Origin of the sequence: Saccharopolyspora antimicrobica, assembly GCF_003635025.1 — a bacterium.
Lineage (GTDB): Bacteria > Actinomycetota > Actinomycetes > Mycobacteriales > Pseudonocardiaceae > Saccharopolyspora > Saccharopolyspora antimicrobica.
This window is the reverse complement of sequence record NZ_RBXX01000002.1, coordinates 2357186-2379985: the sequence shown is the minus strand read 5'-3', so window position 1 is coordinate 2379985 and position 22800 is coordinate 2357186. Positions and strand designations below refer to the sequence as shown.

18 protein-coding genes are annotated in these 22800 nt (G+C 70.8%); 7 read left to right on the top strand and 11 right to left on the bottom strand.

Features of this window, described 5'->3' with window-relative positions:
* Window positions 1-22 precede the first annotated feature (22 nt).
* From ATL45_RS11615 to ATL45_RS11605, 3 genes are all read right to left on the bottom strand, one after another.
* Window positions 23-1720, bottom strand: a complete 1698-nt coding sequence (locus ATL45_RS11615) for a dynamin family protein (protein WP_246025289.1) — start codon at window positions 1718-1720, stop codon at window positions 23-25.
* Window positions 1717-3528: a dynamin family protein gene (locus ATL45_RS11610; RefSeq protein WP_093158045.1), complete on the bottom strand. Its 1812-nt coding sequence runs from the start codon at window positions 3526-3528 to the stop codon at window positions 1717-1719. Before ATL45_RS11610 ends, ATL45_RS11615 begins: the two co-directional genes overlap by 4 nt.
* Before the next feature lie 153 nt (window positions 3529-3681).
* The gene (locus ATL45_RS11605) at window positions 3682-4929 is read right to left on the bottom strand and encodes an IniB N-terminal domain-containing protein (protein ID WP_093158043.1); all 1248 of its coding nucleotides are present in this window, start codon (window positions 4927-4929) and stop codon (window positions 3682-3684) included.
* A gap of 286 nt (window positions 4930-5215) precedes the next feature.
* On the opposite strand from ATL45_RS11605, the gene ATL45_RS11600 reads away from it, so the two are divergent.
* Window positions 5216-6580: an Hsp70 family protein gene (locus ATL45_RS11600; protein ID WP_093158042.1), complete on the top strand. Its 1365-nt coding sequence runs from the start codon at window positions 5216-5218 to the stop codon at window positions 6578-6580.
* 22 nt (window positions 6581-6602) lie between these two features.
* Window positions 6603-9035: a LuxR C-terminal-related transcriptional regulator gene (locus ATL45_RS11595; protein ID WP_246025288.1), complete on the top strand. Its 2433-nt coding sequence runs from the start codon at window positions 6603-6605 to the stop codon at window positions 9033-9035.
* A 72-nt stretch (window positions 9036-9107) separates the two neighbouring features.
* Here the strand turns inward: ATL45_RS11595 and ATL45_RS11590 are convergent, their stop codons facing one another.
* Together ATL45_RS11590 and ATL45_RS11585 are read right to left on the bottom strand one after the other, a co-directional pair.
* The gene (locus tag ATL45_RS11590) at window positions 9108-10205 is read right to left on the bottom strand and encodes an FAD-dependent monooxygenase (RefSeq protein WP_093158040.1); all 1098 of its coding nucleotides are present in this window, start codon (window positions 10203-10205) and stop codon (window positions 9108-9110) included.
* Window positions 10205-11260, bottom strand: coding sequence for an alpha/beta hydrolase (locus ATL45_RS11585; RefSeq protein WP_093158039.1), 1056 nt, complete (start codon window positions 11258-11260; stop codon window positions 10205-10207). Before ATL45_RS11585 ends, ATL45_RS11590 begins: the two co-directional genes overlap by 1 nt.
* A gap of 162 nt (window positions 11261-11422) precedes the next feature.
* Here ATL45_RS11585 and ATL45_RS11580 point away from each other — a divergent pair, with 162 nt between their 5' ends.
* Together ATL45_RS11580 and ATL45_RS11575 are read left to right on the top strand one after the other, a co-directional pair.
* Window positions 11423-11971, top strand: coding sequence for an NADPH-dependent FMN reductase (locus ATL45_RS11580; RefSeq protein ID WP_093158037.1), 549 nt, complete (start codon window positions 11423-11425; stop codon window positions 11969-11971).
* A gap of 141 nt (window positions 11972-12112) precedes the next feature.
* Window positions 12113-12586 (top strand): Dps family protein, encoded by a 474-nt coding sequence (locus ATL45_RS11575; protein ID WP_093158036.1) that lies wholly within the window; start codon window positions 12113-12115, stop codon window positions 12584-12586.
* A gap of 41 nt (window positions 12587-12627) precedes the next feature.
* Here ATL45_RS11575 and ATL45_RS11570 read toward each other — a convergent pair whose 3' ends face one another.
* Both ATL45_RS11570 and ATL45_RS11565 read right to left on the bottom strand, forming a co-directional pair.
* Window positions 12628-13272 (bottom strand): response regulator, encoded by a 645-nt coding sequence (locus ATL45_RS11570; protein WP_093158034.1) that lies wholly within the window; start codon window positions 13270-13272, stop codon window positions 12628-12630.
* Entirely contained in the window at window positions 13269-14375 is a 1107-nt protein-coding gene (locus ATL45_RS11565; RefSeq protein WP_211841214.1) for a sensor histidine kinase, read from the bottom strand. The genes ATL45_RS11570 and ATL45_RS11565 overlap by 4 nt, the downstream gene beginning before the upstream one ends.
* Before the next feature lie 190 nt (window positions 14376-14565).
* Between ATL45_RS11565 and ATL45_RS11560 the strand changes: the two genes are divergently transcribed.
* Both ATL45_RS11560 and ATL45_RS11555 read left to right on the top strand, forming a co-directional pair.
* Window positions 14566-15309: an ABC transporter ATP-binding protein gene (locus tag ATL45_RS11560; RefSeq protein WP_093158033.1), complete on the top strand. Its 744-nt coding sequence runs from the start codon at window positions 14566-14568 to the stop codon at window positions 15307-15309.
* On the top strand, window positions 15309-17810 hold the full coding sequence (locus ATL45_RS11555; RefSeq protein ID WP_093158031.1) for an FtsX-like permease family protein: 2502 nt from the start codon (window positions 15309-15311) through the stop codon (window positions 17808-17810). Before ATL45_RS11560 ends, ATL45_RS11555 begins: the two co-directional genes overlap by 1 nt.
* 144 nt (window positions 17811-17954) lie before the next feature.
* On the opposite strand, the gene ATL45_RS11550 is transcribed toward ATL45_RS11555, so the two are convergent.
* The 3 genes from ATL45_RS11550 to ATL45_RS11540 all read right to left on the bottom strand — a co-directional run bounded on the left by ATL45_RS11550 (window position 17955) and on the right by ATL45_RS11540 (window position 20305).
* Window positions 17955-18488, bottom strand: a complete 534-nt coding sequence (locus ATL45_RS11550) for a DUF3558 family protein (protein ID WP_093158194.1) — start codon at window positions 18486-18488, stop codon at window positions 17955-17957.
* Window positions 18489-18658: 170 nt separating this feature from the next.
* Window positions 18659-19732, bottom strand: coding sequence for an NADH:flavin oxidoreductase/NADH oxidase (locus ATL45_RS11545; protein ID WP_246025287.1), 1074 nt, complete (start codon window positions 19730-19732; stop codon window positions 18659-18661).
* Between the two features lie 42 nt (window positions 19733-19774).
* Entirely contained in the window at window positions 19775-20305 is a 531-nt protein-coding gene (locus ATL45_RS11540) for a TetR/AcrR family transcriptional regulator (RefSeq protein ID WP_093158028.1), read from the bottom strand.
* A 75-nt stretch (window positions 20306-20380) separates the two neighbouring features.
* On the opposite strand from ATL45_RS11540, the gene ATL45_RS11535 reads away from it, so the two are divergent.
* Window positions 20381-20893 (top strand): GNAT family N-acetyltransferase, encoded by a 513-nt coding sequence (locus tag ATL45_RS11535; protein WP_093158027.1) that lies wholly within the window; start codon window positions 20381-20383, stop codon window positions 20891-20893.
* A 4-nt stretch (window positions 20894-20897) separates the two neighbouring features.
* On the opposite strand, the gene ATL45_RS11530 is transcribed toward ATL45_RS11535, so the two are convergent.
* Entirely contained in the window at window positions 20898-22748 is a 1851-nt protein-coding gene (locus ATL45_RS11530; RefSeq protein WP_093158025.1) for a glycoside hydrolase family 35 protein, read from the bottom strand.
* Between the last annotated feature and the right edge of the window lie 52 nt (window positions 22749-22800).

Below are 22800 nucleotides of genomic sequence, written 5' to 3'. Positions count from 1 at the left end.
CCTCTGGCTGGAAACGGAATTTCTAGGGACGGGAGTGCGCGCCGGGCGGATCTTGCGGGTGCTGAGCCTGCTGCGGGGCCTGGTGCGCCGCGCGTCGGCGCCGAGGCTGTTGCACCTGCTGGGGCTGCACTACCTGATGATGCCCCGAGCGGTGCTGGCCCTCCGAAGAACGCCGTCCGCGCTGTTGCTGCGCAGGTTGCTGGTGCTGCCCAGTCTGCGCGGGTTGCTGAACGGGCTGTTGCTGCGAAGGGCGGGGCTGGGCGGGTCGCTGCGGAGCGTTCGCCTGGTTGACCACCAGGCGCTCGCAGCTGCGCAGAACGGTCCGCACCGCGTCGCGGTGGACTCGGTCGTGCAGCGGGTTCACCGACTGCTGCCGCCAGCGGGCGAGCGCGGCCGCAGCCTCCTCCGCCAGCGCTCCGTCGTCGCGGCCCAGCCGCTCCTGCGGGCTGCTCCCGAACGCGCCGAGCAGGCGCTTCGCCTCGGCCTGGAGCGGCCGTGCGAAGCGCACCTGGCCGGAATCCAGCGCCGACAGCAGTCGCAGCTCGTCCCACTCGTGCGCGTTGGCCAGCATGCGCTCGAACTCGCCCTGCAGCTGCTGCACACCAGGACGCGGGTTGGCGCGCAGCACCATGTCCACGGCCAACAGCGCAGATCGAGCCCGCAGCGCGTCCTGGCGTTCCACGAACTGCTGGTGCACGGTCTCGTGCAGCGAGTTCAGGCCGCTCTCGTCGAGCAGCGCCGTGCGCAGCTTCTTCGGCTCCGTGACCCCGCTGCGCAGGAGCGTCAGCGCGCGGCCCAGGCCGAACTGCCCGAACCGCTCGAAGAGCCGCTGCCGGATGGGCCCGGGGATCGACTCGATCTTGCTGTTGACGAACCGGTCCGCGGACAGCAGCAACGCTTCCAGGTCATTCTGGGACAGCCGGGCCAGGTTGGCCAGCGCGGTGAAGTCCTCGTCGGTCATGGTCGTCACCGCCTGCCCGAGCAGTCCGACCACCGGGATCAGGTGCTGGGCGAAGGAGCGCAGCGTCGGGTCGTTGCGGAACTTCTCGGCGATCCGCTCGGCCGCCTGCAGCCCGTCCGGTCCGCCGCTGCCGGTCTCGTCGGCGCGGGAGAACGCGACGATCGTGCTGATCGGGACGCTGCGGGCGGTGTGCAGCTCGTTGACCGACTGGAGGAACTGCAGGTCGGTCTGCCGCGGGTAGCGCGTCAGGTACAGCACGGCGTCGGCCTCGGACAGGATCTGGGCCAGCGCCGAGCGCCCGGTCTCCTGCACCGCCGCCGAAGCCACGCCCGGCGTCTCGATCAGCGTGATGGCCTGCAGCCCGGGCGTGGGCGATTCGATGACCAGCCGCGACACCTCGTCCGGGCGCCAGTGCTGCAGGTCGCGGATGGTTCCCGCGTCCAATGTGGACACCGGTACGTTCTGCACCGTGCCCTGCGGCGTGTGCACCAGGATCTTCGGTTCGGGCCCGTACTGGTAGAACGTGGTGACCTGGGTGCGCTCCTCGGCGTCGGTCGGGGCGAGCTCGGTGCCGACCAGCGCGTTGATCAGCGTCGACTTGCCCGCCTTGACCCGGCCGCTGACCGCGATGCGCAGCGGCTGGTCGAGCCGTTCCAGCCGGCCGCGCAGCCAGGTCGAGGTGCGCGGGTCGTCGCGGTAGAAGGTCATCGTGCGGATCAGCAGCGCGCGGGCGCGGTCGAGCAGGGCTTCTCCGGTCATGCCGCGGTGATCCGGTTCTGGGTGAGCACGGCGACCCGGCGGCGCAGCGAGGTGAGGTCTTCCATCTTCTGCCGGATCTCCCGGGCCCGCTGGTCGCGGTCCACCGCGCTGCGCTCGGCGGAGCGCTTGATCTCCTGGATGGCCCGGCTGATCTCCATCTGCGCGTCCTCGGTGATCTGCATGTAGTGCGCGTGCAGGCCGCGGTGCACGGTGCGGATGGTGGTCTTGGCCTCCCGGTTCACGTGGAAGATGACCTGCTCCACGTGGCGCTGGACGGCGCTCTTCACCTCGGTCTGGCGGCGCCGCAGCCGCGAGTCCTTCTCCTCGTCGAGGCTCTTGATGCCCAGCAGCACGCCTGCCGAGATCGACACCACGTTGAACAGCCCGCCCAGCGCGAAGGAGGTGATCATGCCGAACATCAGCACGCCGCCGTAGGAGCCGCGCAGCCCGGTGAGGAACTGGTCGAACCGCTTGTACTCGCTGCGGCTCGGCAGCTTCGGCTCCGGCACCTCCTCCAGCGGCGCGGGTGGGCGGATGCGGTCCAGCTCCGGGATGTCCACGCTGTGCTCGGCGCGCATCTCCGCGGCGACCAGCTCGGCGAGCCGTTCCTGCCGGGCCTCCATCCACTCGAAGGTGTCGACGATCGCGTCGGTGAGGCGGTCGGCGAGCCATTCGCGGAACTCGTCCCAGACCTTGAGCGGGTCCGCGACCTCGAAGACCTCGTTGACCTCGTGCAGGATCGCCCAGGCGCGCTCGCGGAAGTCGAACTCGATGTCGGCGTAGAGCTCGGCGATGCCGTCGTTGAGCGCCTTCTGCCAGCGGTTGGAGACGCGGCGCAGGTCTTCGGCGCGGCGCTGCGCGGTTTCCAGCTCGACCAGCGTTTCCGCCGCGGTGCGCGGGTTCTGCGCGACGAGTTCGGCTTTCAGCGCGTCGTTGACCTGGGTGAGGGCTTCGGAAACGTTGTGCGCGACCAGCCGCCGGGTGGATTGCTCGTGCTTGCCCGCCAGTTCGGTCTGCAGGAATTCCAGCAGCGGCGGAAAGCCGGATTCGGTGTTCAGCGCGGTGTTCTTGGCCTGCATCGCGCGCATCCGGATGCTGGCCGACACCGGGAAGATCTTGGCCGCGATACCGGCGTTCTCCAGGTGCTTGCGGTTGGTCTCCAGCACTGTCCGCCAGTGCGGCGTGCGGTCGATCTTGGGCAGCACCAGCGCGACGTTCGGGCACAGCGCGGTGGCCTGCTTGAGGAAGGAGAGCTCGTTGGTGGTCAGTTCCTGGGTGGCGTCGGAGACCATCAGCAGCGCATCGGCCTCGGCGACCACGGCCAGCGTGGTGGCGGTCAGCGAGGAGGACACGCTGCCGACGCCGGGGGTGTCCATCAGCGCGAGCCCGTTCTGCAGCACGGCGCGCGGAATGCCCACTTCGCCCCTGGTGACCGGGCGGCCCAGCGCGAGAGCGCGGTCCAGGTGCTCGCGGACCTGCTCGATGGGTACCGGTGTCCGGTCCAGCGCGGCCGGGCCCTGCCGGGGCTCGTGCTCGATGAGCAGCGCGGTCGGTTCATCGGCGTACCGCACGAGGGTCGGCACGACGGTGGTGACGTCGTCGCCGGAAGCGCAGACCGGGGCGTTCACTATCGCGTTGACCAGCGCGCTCTTGCCCTGCTTCGATTCGCCGACGACCAGCACCAGCTGCGTCGGGTCGAGCACCCTGGTCCGGATTTGGCGCAGGCGGTTGTGCAGATCCGCGCGCTGCTGCTCGGCGCATTCCGCAGTCGCGCGATCGATCAGTTCCACCAACGCCGTCTCGATCACGGCGTCGATTGTGGCCTGACATCGCGAAGAGATAAACCCGAACGGCTGAACTCACACAGTTTCGATCGCCCGCTGTCGTCGAAATTCCTCGGAAATGCGCGAAATGCCGGGATCCGCGCTCGGCGGATCCCGGCATTCAGTCGCTCACTGCGTTCAGAGCAGGCCGTCCAGGTCCAGCGGCAGGGCCGAGGTGGCGGTGTCGGCGACCTCGCCGACGACCGGCAGGCTGCCGACGGTGTCGGTGACGGTCTCGACCGGGGCGGCCGGAACCGCGGCGGTCACGTCGTCGACCGGCAGGATGCTGACGTCGCCACCGGTGACGCCGCCCAGCGCGTCGCCCACGACCGGGACCTCGCCCACGACGCCGCCGGCCACACCGGCCACGTCGCCGACGACCGGCAGGTCGCCCGCAACGCTGGTCACGTCACCGACGACACCGGTCACGCTGGAGATGTCGCCGCCGGCGACGTTGCTCACGACGTCGCCCACGAGCGGGGCGTTGGTGACGGTGTCACCGACGTTGGTGACGACGTCGCCGACGACCGGGGCGTTGGAGACGATCTCGGTCACGTCGCCGTTGGTGACGTTGCCCAGCACGTTGCCGACGTTGAGGTCGCCGACGATGTTCAGGGTGTCGCCGCTGATGGTGTTGCCGACCACGTTGGTCACGTCGCCGTAGACCAGGGAGCCCGCACCGGCGGTCAGGTCGACGCTGGTGTCGAAGACGTGGGTGGCGGTCGAGTTGACCTCGGTGACCGTGTTGCCCACGGTGTTGGTGACGTCGCCGAGGTCCAGGCTGTCGCCGACCTGGCCGACGGTGTTGCCCACCACGGAGCCGATGATGTTGTCGTTGCCGACGCTGTTGTCGCTCAGCACGTGGTGGATGCTGATCAGGTTGTGCGAGTCGTTCTGCTCGATGTCGACGTCCACGTCGGTGTTGTTCGACGGGGCCGGGGCCGGAGCCGGCAGGGTGGCGTCGACGTCGTTGTCCTTGCCGAAGTCCTCGGGCTGGGCGGGGGTGTTCTGCAGCATGCTCTGCTCTTCCTGATCTAGTGGATGTGCGGGATGCAGTTGGTTGAACGCGACGGCCTGGGAGCTCGCAGCGAACTTCTCGACGCTGCTCTGGAGTGAGCGCCCGTATTCCGTCACCACCTCGACCGGCGCGTAGTCGAGGACGAGCGACGATGCGTGCAGTACGTCCGTCGCGCTCATTCCCCCGAGTCCGGCCTGATCCAGCGTGGCTTGCGGATCGGTGTCGAAGGCCGACCGGGCGGCCGGGTCGCTGACGAGGCGCGTGAGGAACTCGTACAGCGTCGGCTCTTCCGGAAGGCCGGCGGAATGCGTCCCGGGGTCTGGAGTGGAGGACTCGGCCCGACCGGTCGCGTGCTGAGGGTTCATCATCGTTGGGCCTCCCGATGTGCTCAGCGGTTCTCGGCTGGGGTTTCCGAGTGAGGTCGCGCGGTCCTCACCCCTGTGTCGATCACGCTATGGGGTGAAGCGCCCCTAGCCATCGGGTACGACTCCTAGTTACTCAGATCTCTATTAGGGGATTCACTAGGTGGCCCGTTAGGGGTTTGCATGGGGCATCTCATACCTCTGCGTAACTGAGCGCGCGCTAAATTGTGTCCACCCTGCGCCACCACCGGTATCGCCCGATGGTGGCCGACCGGTGACACGAAGGGATTGCATGCCTTACGTCCTGGGCGTTCATCTGGGTGCGACGGCCACCACGGCCGCCATCGCCCGCCGCGATGGCAGCAGGTGGGCGGCCGCGGCGCCGGTTCCGCTGGCCGCCGGGCCGGTGGTGCCGACCGTGCTGTGCAAGGTGCAGGACGGTTCGTTCGTGGCGGGTGAGGCCGCTCAGCGCCAGGAGATCGCCCACCACGAGTGGGTGGTGCGCGGCTTCACCGCGCGCCTCGGCGACGACCTGCCGCTGCTGGTCGGCAGCGAGTTCGTCCCGGCCCAGCGCCTGGTGGCGGCCATGGTCGAGTGGGTCGCCGACGTGGTGGCGGGCAGGCAGGGCCACCCGGCCGAGCACATCGCGATCGCGCACAGCGCCACCTGGGGCCCGCACCGGATCCGCCTGGTGCAGCAGGCCCTGGCGCAGCTCGGGCTGAACGAGGTCACGATGGTGCCGGAACCGCTGGCGGTGGCCCTGGACTACGCGGCCAAGCAGCGCGTTGCCGAGCACGAGCCGATCGCGGTGGCCAACATCGGCGGCAGCGGGATGGACGCCACGGTGCTGCGCCGCAGGCAGCGCGGCTTCGAAGTGGTCGGTTCCACGCTGGCCGCCGACCACCCCAGCGGTCAGGACCTGGACGACGAGATCTTCGCGGCGGTGCGCGCGGAGTTCGGCGATCAGCTGGAAGCGCTGGACCTCGCCGACCTGAACCAGCGGGCCGCGCTGGCGCACCTGCGCGCCGAGTGCGTCCGGGCGAAGGAAGCGCTGTCGCAGCAGTCCGGCGCGCAGATCCGGGTGGAATTGCCCGGTGTGCGAACAGAATTCGCTTTGTCCCGATCCCGCTACGAGCAGCTCGCCCGCCCGCACCTCGAGCGGGTGCCGGAGCTGGTCCTGCAGGCGGTGCAGTCGGCGACGCTGACCCCGGACGACCTCGACGCGGTGGTGCTGGCCGGTGGCACGGCGCGGGTTCCGCTGCTCAAGCAGCTGGTCGCCGAGCGGCTGAAGGTGCCGCCGCAGGTCGACGTCTCGCCGGAGCTGGCGGCGGCTTGCGGCGCGGCATCGGCTGCGGTGCAGCTGCTTTCGACCGACAGCGATGAGGGATCGATCTCGGAGACCAGCGTGCTGGTGCGCATCGAGGGCTCGGACTTCGACGAGGAGGAGTCCGAGATCCCGGACGCGCCGCGACCGCCGATCGACGTGGAGCCGCTGCCGCTGGAGCCCCCCGACGAGGATCGCGCGCGGCGAATCAAGATCATTAAGCTGTCCGCGGCGGCCGTGCTGGTGATCGTCGGCCTGCTGCTCACCTTCCTCTGGCCGGATTCCTCCAAGGGCGGCGGAATGCTGGGCCTCTTCCAGCTGATGAGCCAATGACGGGCCGACAAGGACGGCAGGCTTGAACCACTCGACGACCTCCCTGCTCGACGGGCACGCGACCGGTCTCCGGTCGGCGGTCGCCACCTCCCCGTCCGCGCCGATCACCGCAGGTGTCCAAGGCCCCGGCGGCTACGGCAAGACCGCGCTGCTGGCCGAGCTGGCGCACGCCTACCGCGCCGCCGGCGTCCCGGTGCTCGGCGCGACCGACCTGGACCGCGCGGACGAGGGCGCGGTGCTGGTCGACGACGCGCACCGCCTCGACGAGCCCGCGCTCGCCCGGCTGGTCGAGCTCGCCCGGCAGCCGGGGGCCCGCCTGCTGGTCGCCTACCGGCCGGGCCCGCGGCCCGATGCGCTGGCCGAGCTGATCGGCGAACTCGGTGCGCCGGTGCTGCTCTCCGCGCTCAGCCCGGAAGAACTGGCGGTCCAGGTCGGAACCGCCTCCGCCGACTGGATCCGCTGGCTGCACGCGCAGACCGGCGGCGTTCCCCGGTACGTCAGCCGCGTGCTGGGCACCGTCGAACCGGGCGTCATGCAGCTGTCCGCGCGGGCGCTCGACCAGTTCCAGCACGACCTGGACCAGCTCGGCGAGGCCGGGCAGGCGTGCGTGACGGCGATGGCCGTCGGCGCGACGCCGCACCCGGATCTGCTCGCGGCGCTGCTCGATCTGGACGCCGCCACGGTCGGCGCCGCGCTGCTGGCGGTGCGCGCCGGTGGGCTGGTGGCGGCGAACGACGTGCTGCTGCCCATCGTGCGCGCGGCGGTGCTGCGGTTGACGCCGTGGGAGCGGCGGCTCAAGGTGACCCGCCGCCTGGTCGAAACGCAGCTGGCCCGGGGCGGCCCGGTGCTGCCCCTGGTCAGCCCGCTGCTGGGTGCCGAGATAGCGCTGCTCCCGGAAGCGACGCTGGCCAAGGCGTTCGAGCAGGCCGGCGAAGAGGCGATGCTGGATGCGCCGAAGCTGGCACCGCGCCTGTTCGACGCGGCGGTGTCGGCCGGTGCTCCCGCCACGTCGGTCGCTGCGCGGCGGGCGCGGGCGGCGGCCGTGGCGGGCGAGCTGGACGAGGCGCTGCGGCTGGCAGATCAGGTGATCGTCGACGCGGCGGTGCCGGACCGCGAGCTCGGCGTGCAGGTCGCGGCGAGCGTGCTGGCCCAGCGCGGGTTGCTGGAGCGCTCCGCGGAGATGTGCCGCTGGTCGGTCGGGCGGCTGCGGTGGCCGGGCGACCGGGCTTTCGCGGCCGTCGGCCTGATCGGGTCCGGTCGGCTGGCCGATGCCGACGAGCTGCTGAACTCCTCCGACGACGCCGGGCCGCCGACGTCGATGACCGGCGCCGCCGTGCAACTGGCCGCCGGCGTGCGGGAATCCGTCACCGGATCGGCCTCCATCGCGCTGTCCACGCTGGTGCGCTCGGCGTCGCTGTCGGAACCGGTGGGACGCGGCGTGCTGCTGCCCGACTCGCCTGCCTCGGTGGCCGCCCTGGTCGCCCTGCACTGCGGTGAGCTGGACGTCGCGCAGTCCACTTTGGACCGAGCGATCGACACCGGCACGGGAGGCCCGCTGCTGCACCACCGGCACCGCCTGCTGGCGGCGTGGCTGCCGCTGGTGCGAGGCGACACGGTGGCCGCGCGGGCGAAGCTCCCGAAGGGCGAGATGACCGCCCGCGACCGCCTGGTCGCGACGGCGATCGAAGCCGGGATCGCCAGCCGCGACAACGACATGGCCGCCCTCGCGGCCGCCCGGGGGCAAGCCCGCCAGGTCGTCGCGGAGCACTCGGTGGACCTGTTCTCCCTGCTCCCGCTCGGCGAACTCCTGATCGCCGCGGCCCGCCTGCGCGACCAGGAATGGATCGAGCCCTACCTGACCGAAGCGCTGGCCCTGCTCGACCGCCTGGGCAATCCGCCGCTGTGGACGTCGATGCTGACCTGGAAGCGCCTCCAGGCATCGATCGTCCTCGACGAGCTGGACACGGCTCAGCAGCGCGCGGCGGAACTCGCCGGCATGGCCCACCACAACCCGCTGGCGGCGGCGATGGCCGAAGCGGCCCGGGTGTGGCTGGGAATCCTCGCCGGTCAGGTTGACCAGGACGAGGCGGAGCGAACCGCCCGAGCCCTCCACGCGGCCGGACTCGCCTGGGACGGAGCGAGGCTGGCCGGCCAAGCGGCGATCCGGACCACGGACCGTCGCGCGATGCTGGCGCTGCTGGAATGCGCCCGGGCGCTGCAGGGCAAACCACCGCGCCCGCGAGCGGTGCGCGGCGACGAGAACGGAATGCTCAGCGAGCGGGAGAAGGAAGTCGCTGAGCTGGTCCTGGCGGGCCTGACCTACAAGCAGGTGGGCAAGCGCCTCTTCATCTCGGCGAAAACGGTGGAGCACCACATCAGCCGCATAAAGCAACGCCTGGGCGCGACCAGCAGAGAGGACCTCCTCAACCGCCTCCGCCAACTCCTCGGCCAGTAACGACCGAACGCAGCCGTCGTCGGCTTCGGCTGCCCAGCGCGTGCCGATTCCACGCGAAAACGCGGCTCGGCTTCAGCGGCGCCAGTCGAGCACCGGCTCCAGCGAGCGGAGCGAGGCCGAGTTCGGAGTCAAGCGCAGGGCCGTGTTGCGCAGCGCCACGGCGGGCCGCGACGACCACTGCGCGATCGCGCCGATCTGCCGGGAGCGCTTCGCGATCCGCTGCGTGCGAGGGCGGCGCTCCCGGTCGTAGGCCGAGAGGTCTCCGCTGGTCGCGGTTTCCGCGAGGACGACCGCATCTTCCAGCGCCTGGCAGGCTCCTTGGCCGAGGTTGGGCGTCATCGCGTGCGCCGCGTCGCCGACGAGCGCGACCCGGCCCGCCACGTAGGAGTGCAGCGGCGGCATCTCGTACAGGTCGTGGTGCAGCACCGAATCCTCGCTCGTGGCGGCGAGGAGGGCCGGGATCGGGTCGTGCCACGATCCGAACCTGCGCTCCAGCTCGGCCAATCCGGTGCGAGCGGCGCCCTCCGGGGCGTTGGCCACCGCGAAGCAGTAGACCCGCCCGTCCGGCAGCGACGCGAACCCGAACCGCTCGCCGCGCCCCCAGGACTCACCGCTGTCCTCGACCTCGACCGGCGCGGTGATCATCCGCCAGGCGGCGTAACCGGCGTAGCGTGGAGCGGGAGAACTGCCCCAGACCGAGGTGCGGACGGCGCTGCGGATGCCGTCGGCGCCCACGATCAGATCGGCCCCGGATTCCCCGGCGGAATGCACGACGGTCCCGTCCGCCCGCACCCGCTGCACCTCGACCCCGCTGCGCAGAGCATCAGACGGGACCGCGGCGCGCAGCACGTCGAGCAGCTCGGCGCGGTGCAGCATCACCATCGGCCCGAAGCGCGCCACGACCTCGGCGGTGTCCATGCGCGAGAGCCAACTGCCGCCGGCGTCTTTGAAGCCCGCTTGCCCGGACAGCACCGAGCGTTCGCGCACCGCGTCGCCCAGCCCCAGCGCGTCCAAGGCGCGCAACGCGTTCGGCCACACCGAGATCCCGGCGCCGACCTCGGCGAACTCCGGTGCCCGTTCCAGCACCTCCACCCGCCAGCCGTGCCGGACCAGCGCGGCGGCGGTGGCCAGACCGCCGATCCCGCCACCGACGACGACGGCTGAGCGCATCACGACTTCCGCAGCGACAGCCCCGCGCGGAGTGCGCCGACGATCTCGAACAGCGCCTCCTGGAACCGGGGAGCCACCTGGCGCGCGTTGATGAAGCCGTGGATCAGGTCCTCGAACCGGCGGCTGATCACCGGCACGCCCGAGTCGGCCAGCCGCTGCGCGTACTCCTCGCCCTCGTCGCGCAGCGGGTCGAACCCGGCCGTGGCCACGTAGGCCGGCGGCAGCCCGCTCAGGTCCTCGGCCAGCAGCACCGACAGTCGCGGATCGGCGCGCAGCTCCACCTCGGGCTGGTAGTGGTCGATGAACCAGGTCATGTCCGCGTCGGTGAGCAGGAAGCCGTTGCCGAACAGCTCCCGCGAGCGGCGGCGCGTGGTGCCGTCCGCCGTCGGGTAGATCAGCAGCTGGAACACCGGGTCGGCCAGCTCCGACCGGGTGGCGTGCAGGGCGACCGAGGTCGCCAGGTTGCCGCCCGCGCTGTCCCCGCCGACCGCGATCGAATCGCGGCTGGTGCCCAGCTCGGCGGCGTTGTCGACGGCGTACCGGTAGGCGGCGAGGCTGTCGTCCAGCGCGGCCGGGAACCGGAACTCCGGGGCGAGCCGGTAGCCGACCGACAGCACCCGGATGCCCGCGTGCTTGGCCAGGAACCGGCACACGTCGTCGTGGCTGTTCAGGTCGCCGATGACCCAGCCGCCGCCGTGGAAGAACACCAGCAGCGGGCTGGTGGTGGTGAGCTCGCGCGGCCGGTACAGCCGGGCGGGCAGCTCTCCGTTCTCGGTCGGGATCGTCCGATCGGCGGCGACGACGCCGTTCACCGGTGACGTGGTGAGGAGGCGGGTGGCCCGGCGCATGCCCTCGCGCGCCAGCTCCGGCGTGGGCGCGGAGAGCTGCTCCTGCCCGCTGAGCTTCTGCAGCTTGAGGAGCAGCTGCGCGTCCAGCGCGAGCTCCTGGCCGTCCAGGCGGATGGGCCGTCCGGCGATGAGCCGTCGGGCGGGGCGGGGCAGCGCGAAGATGCCGCGCAGCGCCGCGGCCTCCACGAGTTCGCGGACCTTGGACATCGTGGACCTTCCCGGGAGGCAGCAGGGCGTCACTGAGGTTACCTGCAAGTAGGTGTGTTTCAAGACACCGACGTTCCGCTTTGACCTCGACCGGACTCGAAGTCGTAGCGTGGCCCCGTCCGCCGGAAGACAGGCACGGCGAGCGGGTGGAAGGATTTGCGCATGACGCTGACCGTGGTGGGAATCGGTGGCTCGGTACGACCGGACTCGCAGTCCGAGCGCGCCCTGCACGCCGCGCTGGCGGGCGCCCGCGAAGCAGGTGCGAAGGTCCACGCGATCACCGGCAGCAGCCTCGCGCTGCCGTTCTACGACCCGCAGCTGACCGAGCGCACCGACAACGCGCTGGAACTGGTGGACGCCCTGCGCAACGCGGATGGAGTCATCCTCGCCTCGCCCGGCTACCACGGCACCGTCTCCGGGCTGATCAAGAACGCCCTGGACTACGCCGAGGACCTGCGCGGCGACGAGCGCCCCTACCTGGACGGACGCGCGGTCGGCTGCATCGGCATCGCGCACGGCTGGCAGGCCACCGTCACCACGCTGCAAGCGCTGCGCTCCGTCGTGCACGCGCTGCGCGGCTGGCCGACGCCGCTCGGCGGCGCGGTCAACTCGGCGGAGACGCACTTCGAGTCCGGCGGCGAGTGCGCCGACGAGAAGGTCGCCAACGTCCTGCGCACCATCGGCCGCCAGGTCGTCGAGTTCGCTTCTTGATCTCTCCGGAGTTTCCAGGCGTGGCGGTGCGGGTAGCGCAGTGGCCGTGACGCACGTGACGGTTCCTCGAAGTGCGTCGATGCCCGGGAAGCAGCACCCTCAGAGGTGAAGCACCTCGCGTCCGAGGAGGTTGTACCGCTCATGGCTCCGATCACCAGCCCGCTCAACGACCAGGACCAGGACATCACCGGCAAGCTGCTGCAGGCGACGCTGCTCGACCTGATCGACCTGCACCTGGTCGCCAAGCAGGCGCACTGGAACGTCGTCGGCCGCTTCTTCCGCGACGTGCACCTGCACCTCGACGAACTGGTCTCCACCGCCCGCGGCTTCGCCGACGACGTCGCGGAGCGCGCCGCGGCCATCGGCGTCTCACCGGACGGCCGCGCGGCGACGGTGGCGTCGGGTTCCGGCCTGCCGAAGTTCGAGTCGGACTGGCGCAGCGACAAGGCCGTGATCGAGGCGATGACCCAGTCGCTCGGCGAGCTGATCCGCCGCCTGCGCGCCCGCATCGACGAGACCGACAAGACCGACCTGGTGACCCAGGACCTGCTCATCGCCATCGCCGCGGAGCTGGAGAAGGCCCACTGGATGTGGCAATCGCAGCTCGCGTCGTGAGCGAGGGCGGGGAACGGTAGCTCCGTCCGCGCCGGCCGGAGCTACTGGCCCGCGTCGCGGACGAGCAGGGCCAGTTGCACCCGGTTCGTCAGCCCCAGTTTGGTGAGGGAACGGCTGACATGGGCTTTCACCGTTCCCTCGCTCATCGCCAGGTCGCGGGCGATCGCTGCGTTGGACAAGCCGAGCGCTACTGCCCGCACCACTTCGCTCTCACGGCCGGTCAGCACCGATAGCCGTTGTCGCGCTGCGGTGAGGTTCCCCGTCGCCATTCCCGCGAACGTGTCGATCAGCCGTTTGGTGACGCTCGGGGTGAGCATGGCGCTGCCGTCGGCGATGATCCGGACGGCGTTCGCCAGCTCACGCGGCGAGGTGTCCTTGAGCAGGAATCCGGCGGCCCCGTCGCGCAGCGCGGTGTGCACGTAGTCGTCCAGGTCGAAGGTCGTCAGCATGATCACACTGGGTGGGTCCGGGAGGCGGCGCAGTTCCTTGAGCGCGGTCAGCCCGTCCACGCCGGGCATGCGGACGTCCATCAGCACGACGTCCGGCCGGTGCTCGACCGCCGCCTCGATCGCTGTGCTGCCGTTCGCGGCCTCGGCGACCACTTCGATGTCGTCGGCCGGTTCCAGCACCATCCGCAGTCCGGCGCGCACCAGCGATTCGTCGTCGACCAGCAGCACGCGGATCATGAGGCCGCCGCTCCTAGCGGGAAGCGGGCGCGCACCGTGAACCCGCCGTCGGTCGGCCCGGCGGTGAACTCGCCGTCGAGCAGCTTGACGCGTTCCCGCAGGCCGATCAGGCCCATGCCGGTGCCGGGCAGCGGTTCGACGCGGTCTCGTGGCGCCTCGTTGATCACTGTCACCTCCACTTCCGTTCGGGTGTAGCGCAGTTCTACGTCGGTGCGGGCGGTCCCGGAATGCTTGTGCACGTTGGTCAACGCCTCCTGCACGACACGGTAGGCGGCTTGCTCGATCAGGACCGGCAGCGGCAGCGGCGTTCCCGCGTCGTGCCGGACCACCGGAATGCCGGCCTCGCGGGACTGCGCCAGCAGCCGGTCGAGGTCCGCCAACGTCGGTTGCGGTCCCACCTCGCCTTCCTTGAGCACCCCGAGCACGTTCCTGAGCTGTACGAGTGCTTCTTTGCCGGTGACGCGAATGAGTTCGGCGGTGGCGGCGGTGCGCGGGTCCTGGGCGTTGACCTCCAGACCACCGGCGTGCAGCACCATCAGCGACACCCGGTGCGCGACGACGTCGTGCATTTCGCGCGCGATGTGGGTTCGCTCGTGCAGCCGCGCCTGTTCCGCGCGGGCCGTCTGCTCACGTTCCAGTTGCGCGGCGCGTTCCCGCAGTCCCTCCAGCACGTCGAGACGGGCTCGGTTCCACAACCCGATCACCAGGGGCAGCCAGACGAACAGCGCCGCCCCGCCGATGGACCCGAGCGCATCATCACCGCCGAGCCCCGGCATGCTGATCAGCACGCCGAGGACCGTCGGCAGCACCGCGACCGCTGTTGCCCCGGCGAAGTATCCGAGCAACAACGGAACTCTCCGGGTGGCCTCGGTGACCAGGTACGAGCCGACGCACAACGTCACCCAGGCCGACAGCAGCAGCCAGCCCAGCAGTCCGACCGCGATCAACGGCCACCGCCGGCGCGGCAGCAGCAGAACGGCGACCAGCGACGCCGCTGCGAACGTGGCCGCGGCGACGGGGGAGCCCGCCAGCGATAGCGGAAGCCCCATTCCGTTCCGCGGCAGGAAAGCGCCGCCGACGACCATCGCCGCCAGCAGTGCCAAGCTCCCGTGTCTGCGGAGTGCCGCTCGCCGTACCACGATTTGACCGTAGGCCACCCGCACTTCGGCGTGCCTCGGCTTTCGGGCTGCCTCGGCCGCAACTTTGGATTAGCCGCGCCGCAGCCTAAATCGCAGGTAGTCCTGGCTTTTCCGCTGATGTGCGGGCCCGGTCCGCAGTCGCAGAATTTCGCTCATGACGAAGCGAACAGCCGCTGTCCGAGCGAGCGGGCTGGTGAAGCGGTACGGCGCGGGCGACTCCCGGGTGGCCGCACTTGCCGGAGTGGACGTGGAGTTCCGGCGGGGGGAGTTCACCGCGATCATGGGCCCGTCCGGCTCCGGCAAGTCGACGCTCATGCACTGCGTCGCGGGCCTGGAACAGGTCGACGAGGGCCAGGTGTGGCTCGGGGACACCGAGCTGACCGGGCTCCGCGACGACGTGCTGACCGAGCTGCGCCGGGACAGGATCGGGTTCGTGTTCCAGGCGTTCAACCTGCTGCCCGCGCTCACCGCGCTGGAGAACATCACGCTGCCGCTGGAACTGGCCGGGCGCAAGCCCGCCCCGGACGCGCTGACGGAGGTGGTCGACGCGATGGGGTTGCACGACCGCTTGTCCCACCGGCCCAGCCAGCTCTCCGGTGGTCAGCAGCAGCGGGTCGCCGCAGCGCGTGCGCTGATCACGCGGCCCGACGTGGTGTTCGCCGACGAGCCGACCGGTGCTCTGGACTCCGCGTCCTCCGCCGAGCTGCTCGGTTTCCTGCGCCGCAGCGTGGACGGGCTCGGCCAGACCGTGGTGATGGTGACGCACGAGCCGAGCGCCGCCGGCTGGTCGGATCGCGTGCTCTTCCTCCAGGACGGACAGCTGGTGGACGAGCTCGACGCACCGACCCCGGACCGCGTGCTGGAGCGCATGAAGTCCTTCGAGAGGACAGCGGTCTGATGCTGAAGAGCATGTTCCGCGACCTGCTCGCGCACCGGGGACGCGCGGCGCTGATGCTGCTGGCGGTCGCGCTCGGCGTTGCCGCGACGGTCGGCAGCTGGGTGGTCAGCGACTCGATCGCCAGCACTCTCGCCGACCGGGAAGTGCGCCGGGACGTGGGTGTTTCGGTGCAAGGACCAGGAACGCGTCCGGTGCTCACCGCTGCTGACCGGGACCGGTTGGCCGAGCTGCCGGGGGTGGCGCGCGCCGAAGGCGTGGTCGTCGGGCGGGCCGGGCTCATCGGTCAAGACGGCAAGCTGGCTCGCACCGCCACGGTCCTGGATCGGGCCGGGACGAACTGGAGCAGTGATCAGCGCTTCACCGTGACGGCGGGGCACCCGCCGACCGAGCGCGGCCAGGTCGCTCTCAACCGCACGGACGCCGAGTCGGCCGGGATCGCGGTGGGCGATTCGGTGCAGGTGCTGCTCGCTGATGGCCGAACCGACCATCCCGTGGTGACCGCGCTGTTCGACTACCGCCAGCTCGGCCCGGACGCCATTTCAGCCGTCGATCGGTCCTCCGACGCGGTTCCCGTGGTGGCTTACCCGCCAGTGACGGCCGAAGAACTCCTCGGGTCCGACTATCACCGGATCGAATTGTCGCTTGCGGAAGGAACTTCGCCGGAGGCCGTGCGGACGGCGGCGCGACAGCTCTTCCCAGCCGACCACCACGTCGAAACCGGTGACGACCTTGCCGCGGAACTCGCTGCGAACGCCGAGTCGAACGTGCTCGACTTGATGCTGATCATGTTGCCGTTCGCTGCGGTCGTGCTGCTGGTGGGGATGTTCGTCATCGCCAACACGTTCACCATGCTGATCACCCAGCGGACCCGGCAGTTCGCCCTGCTGCGCGCCGTCGGCGCACGAAAACGCCAGGTGAGGCTGGCGATCGTGCTAGAAGCCTGCTTGCTCGGACTGGCCGGCGGCACGCTCGGCACGCTGGCGGGCATCGCGCTGGCCCCGTCGCTGGTCGCGGTGCTGCGCCCGGACGAGGAGATCGAGTTCACCGTCAGCCCGCAGGCCGTGTTGCTCGGGTACGGAGTGGCGGTGCTGGGGACGGTGCTCGCGGCGTACAGCTCCGCGCGCCGCGCCGCAGCCGTGCCGCCTGTCGCGGCCATGCGTACCGACAACGCCGACGAGCCAGGGCGCCTGCGCTTCGTGCTCGGGCTGGGTCTGCTCGTCCTTGCCACGGCATTGGTGCTGGCCACAGCAGATCCAAGTGGATCGAACACCGCGCGCATCGTCGCGCTGGCCGGGGCGGTGCTCGGCGCGATCGGGCTGATCCTGCTCGCGCCGCTGCTCGCCGAGCGCATCTTGCGGCCGCTGGCCCGGATCGGACTTCGACGGCCGGCGCTGCGGCTCGGCCTGCGCAACGCGGCTAGCAATCCGAGGCGTACCGCGGGCACCGCCTCCGCGATCACGGTGGGGGTGGCGCTGGTGTGCGCGTTCGGGACGCTCAGCGCGACGTTCTCCGGCCTGATCGCCTCGACGATCCGGGCGAACGTACCAGAGACGAGCACGGTACTGCAGTCGGCCGCGGGCGGTGATTCCGCGCTGACGCCCGCCGAAGCCGTCCGGCTCCGCGAGCTGCCCGGGGTCACGGAGGTGGCGGGAAGCCGCGACGTGCTGGTCGAGGTCGGCTACCACGGCGGCAAAACGGTGCGGCGGATCTCGCTGATCGAACCCAGCGCCCTCGGCACGGTGCTCACCCCGACGCTGACGGCGGGCACCACCGACCTGACTCGCGGCGTGGTGGTCTCGAAGAACCAGGCGGACATGCTGAAGGTAGGCCTGGGCGATCAGCTGACCTTGGAACTGGATGCCACGACCACGATCACCCGACCTGTCGTCGGCGTCTACGACGCCACCGAGCTTCAGGCGGCCATCTTCGTGGACGTGGCGGACGCGCCGGAATCGCTGCACGACCAGATGACCGCGCTGTACGCGACCGGGCCCGATCCGGGCCTGGCCAGGCAGGCCATCGAGACGGCGTTCCGCGACCGACCGGACGTGCTGGTCGGTGACCGGGAAACGCTGGTCGAACAGGGGGTTGCGCAGCAGGCGCTAGGTTTCGCCCTGATGTACGCGATGTTCGCGGTAGCGATCTTGATCGCCGTGTTCGGCGTGGTCAACATGCTTGCACTGGCGGTGTTGGAACGCACCCGTGAGATAGGTGTGCTCCGCGCGATCGGGGCTGCCAGGGGCTTGGTGCGCCGCATGATCCGCGTGGAGAGCGTGGTGATCTCGATCTTCGGAACCCTGCTCGGGGTGGTGATCGGGGTTCCGGCCGGGGCGGTCATGCAGCACGCGATGTTCGGCCAGCGCCTGCTGGACTTCCAGGTACCGCACACGGTGATCGCCGCAGCACTGGTAGGCATCAGCCTTGCGGCGGTGGCGGCAGCGGTACTACCGGCTCGGCGGGCGACCCAGGCGGACATCCTCACCGCGATCAGCACGGACTGACCAGGTAGGCGTTTTCCCCGGGGTCGACGGATTCCCGGGGCGAACACCTATGCCGAAGTTCGAGTCGGACCAGCGCAGCGACAAGGACGTGATCTCGCATCGTGGCGCTTCGGGGTGCTTATGGCCCCACGAAGCGCTCACGGGTCAGGGCAGGGCGGGCTCCAGGACCTGCGCGATGTCCAGGGCCTTCGCGCAGGTTTCCGGGTCCGCCCGCCCGGTGTCGGCGTTGTACTTGATCTCCACCGAGACCGAGCCGTCGCCGACGGCGATGATCTGCCTGCACCAGGAGAACTCCGGCGCTCCGGCGGGCACCGCGCTGATCCCCTCGCGAGCGCCGACCGCGTTCGGCTCGAAGCTGCTGAACACGCCGCGCTGCCGCTCCCAGCTCGCGAGATCGGTGGTCTCCGCCTTCGAGATGCGCAGCAGGAACTCGTCGTCGCCGCGGAAGTCGCAGCCGATCTCGCCGTTCTCGTCGACCTGCTCCCCGGGCTGGGTGACGCCGACGTGCTGGAGATCGCTCTGGGAGAGCGCCGAGCACGGGTCGAACCCGGCCAGCGACGGTCCGACCAGCGGTTCCGCCTCCGATGCGGGTGCGTCGCTGTCCGCGGTCGCGCACCCCGAGAGCAGCAGGCCGGTGAGGGCCAGCGCGGCGGCTGCTGTGACTGGTGTTGTACGCATGTCCATCTTCACGTCCGGCGGGTTCCTGAGCCGAGATTACGCGAGTCGGGCCCAGCCCGGTCAACTTCGGCCGAAAGCCCCCGGGTGAATCCACTATGGACGCACAATTCGGTGGCGGGCACCTCCGGCGAAGGTGCCCGCCACCTCGGAATATCCCCTCGAACCGCCGGTCAGATGCGGCGGGCGCGCTCGTACTGCTTCGGCCAGATGTTGTCCGCGTGCAGGCGGTCGGCCGCGCGCAGCGGCCAGTGCGGGTCGCGGAGCAGCTCGCGGCCGAGCAGGACCGCGTCCGCCGAACCCGATGCGACGATCTCCTCGGCCTGCTCGGGCGAGGTGATCAGGCCGACGGCCGCCGTCGGGACGTCCGCCTCGTTGCGCACCTGGCGCGCGAACCGCACCTGGTAACCCGCGCTGATCGGGATGTCCGCCTTCGGCACCGCACCACCGGTGGAGGCGTCCACCAGGTCCACGCCGCGCTCGGCCAGCAGCCGGGACAGCCGCACCGAGTCCTCGCCGGTCCAGCCGCCCTCGACCCAGTCGGTCGCCGAGATCCGGACGAACAGCGGCCGGTCAGCCGGCCACACCTCGCGGACCGCCTCGGTGATCTCCAGCAGCACCCGCACCCGGTTGTCGAAGTCGCCGCCGTAGCGGTCGGTGCGGTCGTTGACCAGCGGCGAGTAGAACTGGTGCGCCAGGTAGCCGTGCGCGAAGTGCAGCTCGACCACGTCGAAGCCGGCCTCCTCGGCCCGGCGCGCGGCGGCCGCGAACTGGGCGGGCAGCTCCGCGACCTCGGCTTCGGTCAGGGCGCGCGGCGCGGCGTTGTTGCCGAAGGCGTTGCCGGTGGAGCTCACCGTCTCCCAGCCGCCCTCGGACGCCGGAACCGTCTGGCCGCCCTCCCACGGCGCGGAGGTGGACGCCTTGCGCCCGGCGTGCGCGAGCTGCACGCCGGTGGCCGCGCCCTGCGCGTGCAGGAAGTCGTTGATGCGCCGCCAGGCGGCGACCTGCTCGTCGTTCCACAGGCCGGTGTCCTGCGGGCTGATCCGGCCTTCCGGGGCCACGGCGGTCGCCTCGGAGATGACCAGCCCGGCGCCGCCGGTGGCGAACTGGCCGAGGTGCACCAGGTGCCAGTCGTTGGGCACGCCGTCGGTCGCCGAGTACTGGCACATCGGCGAGACCCACGCGCGGTTGCGGATGACGAGGTCGCGCAGCTTGATCGGTTCGAAGAGATGGCTCACGTCAGACACGGACAACCACGCGCAGGCAGATATTCCGCGTCGGCGACTATTTCACATGTTGGCGAGCAGGGCCTCGAACGCGCTGTCCACGCGCGCTGCGTCACCGGTGGCCAGCAGGTCGAGGACCAGCCCGCGCAGCGCGGCCAGCACCAGCGTGGCCTCCGCCTCGGAGCCGCCGAGCGCGCGTTGGAGCGGCGGCAGCCATTCGCGGACGCTGGCCTCGCCGAAGCCCTCCCACGCGCCGCCCCGCAGCGAGCGCGCGTAGCTCTCGAAGAAGAACCGGATCACGTCGTGATGCGCTGCGGAGCTGAGCCAGTGCCACAGCCCGCGCAGCGCCTCGGTGCGGTCGTGGCAGTCGGCGAGGGTGTCGGCGAGCAGCTGGAGCTGGACGTCGCGGGCGTGCCGGTGCACCTCGCGGACCAGGCCTTCCTTGGAGCCGAAGAAGTACAGCAGCATCCGCGGGCTGGAGCCGACCGCGGCCGCGAGCGGGCGCAGCGAGACCTCCGACAGGCCGTGCGTGGCGGAGTAGTCCAGGAGCTTCGCGAGCAGTTCGCTCCGGCGTCCCGTGTCCCGCTCAGTCATCGTCGCCTTCTGTTCCGGTGTCGGTCGGACTGCTAGCGTACGAGTGAAACAACTGTTTCACCGACGGGAGTTGAGATGCCTTCCGAGATCACCGTTCGCGTCGGCCCGAGGCCCGGCGACCTCGGCACCGTGCTGGCCATGCACGGCCGGTTCTACGCGCGCGAGCACTCCTTCGACGAACGCTTCGAAGCGCACGTCGCCAAGGGTCTGGCCGCATTCGCCGAGGCGCTGGGCGAAGCCCGCGACGAGCCGGGTGCCGAACCGGGGCGGCTCTGGCTCGCCGAGCGGGACGGCGAGGTCGTGGGCACCGTCGGCCTCACCGACGAAGGCGCGGGCACCGCGAAGCTGCGGTGGTTCCTGGTCTCGCCCGAGGTGCGCGGTTCCGGCGTCGGCAAACGCCTGATCCGCGCCTTGCTGGAGTACGCGCGGGAACGCGACTTCGAGCGGATCCTGCTCTCGACCGTCGGTCAGCTGGAAGCCGCCGCGCACCTCTACCTCGACGCCGGTTTCCGCTGCACCGAGCGGAGGTCCGTCCGCCAGTGGGGCCAGCACCTCGACGAGCTGGACTACCGCCTCGACCTGCGCTGACCGCTCAGCCGAGGTCGGGTTCGGAGCGGAGTTCGAGCGCTCCGCCGGGCTCGTGGAGTTCGAGCACCACCAGCTCGTTCGCCCCGCTCCTCCACAGTGGACTCGGCGCGTACAGGGTGCGCTGCGGGCCGATCGACCAGTAGCGGCCGAGCAGGAACCCGTTCAGCCACACCAGGCCCTTCGTCCAGCCCGGCAGCGCGAGGAACCCGTCCGCGGGCTCGCCGATCCGCAGCGTCGCGCGGTGGAAGGCGGGCCCGGCGGTGGTGCCGGGGCGGAAGCGCAGGCCGGTGAGGTCGTCGAGCGGCAGCGGGCGGATCTCCCAGCCGAACAGGGCCTGCGCGCCGTGCAGCACGCGGTCGGTGATGCCCTTGGGATCGTTGAGCCGGTGCCCGAAGTTGATCCGGCCGCCGGGATCGACCAGCAGGTCCAGCTGCACGGACTCGCCCGGCACCGGCACCTCCACCGATCCCTGCGGCTCGTTGCGGTCCAGCGTGCCGAGCAGCTCGCCGTCGGCGAACACCAGCGCCCGGTCGGCCAGCCCGCGCACCTTGATCCCCGCCGTCTCGCGCGGGCCCTGGATGCGCGTGCGGTAGTGGATCAGGCCGTGCGGTTGCCCCAGCGCCTCCATGTGCACCGGCGCCGACCGATGCACCGGTTCGCTCAGCACGTCGAGGGATTCCAGCAGTCCGACCGAGGCGTCGGGCCGCACGCTCTGCGCGCGGAGCCGGGGTGGCAGCGGCGGCAGCGGTTCGCCGGGCACCGGCGCGTGCTCGGCGATCGCTTCGCGGATCCGGTGGAACTTCTCGGTCAGCTCACCGGCCTCGCCGATGGGTGAGTCGTAGTCGTAGCTGGTGATCGTCGGCTGGTACCGGTCGGCGGCGTCGTCGTAGTTCGCGCCCGCCCACCAGCCGAAGTTGGTGCCGCCGACGCCCATGTACAGCGTCACGGAGGCGTTGGCGGCCAGCATCTTCGACACGTCCGCGGCCGTCTGGGCCGGATCGGTGGTGTGGTGCTGCTCGCCCCAGTGGTCGAACCAGCCGTCCCAGAACTCCGTGCACCAGATCGGGCCTTCGGGCTGGTAGCGGCGCAGCGCGGCGAACGGCTCGGTCGGATCGCCGCTGAAGTTGACCGTGGCCAGCACGTCCGGCAGGTTCCCGCCGCGCAGCATGTACTCGGACGGGCCGTTCGAGCAGAACAGCAGGCTGTCGATCCCGTTGCCGCGCAACGTGTTCTGCAGGTGCGCGAGGTGCTGCTGCTCGTTGCCGTAGCTGCCGTACTCGTTCTCCACCTGGAAGGCGATCACCGGGCCGCCGCGGGTGGCCTGCAGCGGTGCCAACCGCGGCAGCAGTTCGCCGAACCAGGCGTCGACCAGCTCCCGGTAGGCCGGATCGTCGCAGCGCAGCGGCAGGTCGGGGTCGGCGAGCAGCCAGGCGGGCAGGCCGCCGAAGTCCCACTCGGCGCAGACGTACGGCCCGGGCCTGATGACGACCTTCAGCCCGACCTCGCCGGCGAGCTCGGCGAAGCGCACCACATCGCGCCAGCCGGTGAAGTCCACCTCGCCGCGCCGCGGCTCGTGGAAGTTCCACGCGACATAGGTGTCCACGCTGTTGAGCCCGAGCGCGCGCATCCGGACCAGCCGGTCCCGCCACTGGTCGGGGTGGGTGCGGAAGTAGTGGAACTCCCCGGCGATGATCCGGAATGGTTCGCCGTCGAGCAGGAACTCGTCGCCGCGCACGGTCAGCCCGGACCGCTCCTGCGCCTGCGCGAGCACCCGGTTGGTGCCGACGGACATGCCGAGGGCGAGCCCGCCGACGCCGACCGCGCCCAGGAAGCCCCGTCTGCTGACGCCTGCCATTTCCCCACCTCGTCTGCTCGGTGTTGAGTGAAATGGCCACCATTCTTGCGTT

Excerpts from the sequence above, each read along its gene's own strand:
- ATL45_RS11615 (WP_246025289.1), bottom strand. The coding sequence starts at position 1,720 with ATGACCGGAGAAGCCCTGCTCGACCGCGCCCGCGCGCTGCTGATCCGC.
- ATL45_RS11605 (WP_093158043.1), bottom strand. The coding sequence starts at position 4,929 with ATGATGAACCCTCAGCACGCGACCGGTCGGGCCGAGTCCTCCACTCCA.
- ATL45_RS11600 (WP_093158042.1), top strand. The coding sequence starts at position 5,216 with ATGCCTTACGTCCTGGGCGTTCATCTGGGTGCGACGGCCACCACGGCC.
- ATL45_RS11590 (WP_093158040.1), bottom strand. The coding sequence starts at position 10,205 with ATGCGCTCAGCCGTCGTCGTCGGTGGCGGGATCGGCGGTCTGGCCACC.
- ATL45_RS11585 (WP_093158039.1), bottom strand. The coding sequence starts at position 11,260 with ATGTCCAAGGTCCGCGAACTCGTGGAGGCCGCGGCGCTGCGCGGCATC.
- ATL45_RS11580 (WP_093158037.1), top strand. The coding sequence starts at position 11,423 with ATGACGCTGACCGTGGTGGGAATCGGTGGCTCGGTACGACCGGACTCG.
- ATL45_RS11575 (WP_093158036.1), top strand. The coding sequence starts at position 12,113 with ATGGCTCCGATCACCAGCCCGCTCAACGACCAGGACCAGGACATCACC.
- ATL45_RS11570 (WP_093158034.1), bottom strand. The coding sequence starts at position 13,272 with ATGATCCGCGTGCTGCTGGTCGACGACGAATCGCTGGTGCGCGCCGGA.
- ATL45_RS11560 (WP_093158033.1), top strand. The coding sequence starts at position 14,566 with ATGACGAAGCGAACAGCCGCTGTCCGAGCGAGCGGGCTGGTGAAGCGG.
- ATL45_RS11555 (WP_093158031.1), top strand. The coding sequence starts at position 15,309 with ATGCTGAAGAGCATGTTCCGCGACCTGCTCGCGCACCGGGGACGCGCG.
- ATL45_RS11550 (WP_093158194.1), bottom strand. The coding sequence starts at position 18,488 with ATGCGTACAACACCAGTCACAGCAGCCGCCGCGCTGGCCCTCACCGGC.
- ATL45_RS11540 (WP_093158028.1), bottom strand. The coding sequence starts at position 20,305 with ATGACTGAGCGGGACACGGGACGCCGGAGCGAACTGCTCGCGAAGCTC.
- ATL45_RS11535 (WP_093158027.1), top strand. The coding sequence starts at position 20,381 with ATGCCTTCCGAGATCACCGTTCGCGTCGGCCCGAGGCCCGGCGACCTC.
- ATL45_RS11530 (WP_093158025.1), bottom strand. The coding sequence starts at position 22,748 with ATGGCAGGCGTCAGCAGACGGGGCTTCCTGGGCGCGGTCGGCGTCGGC.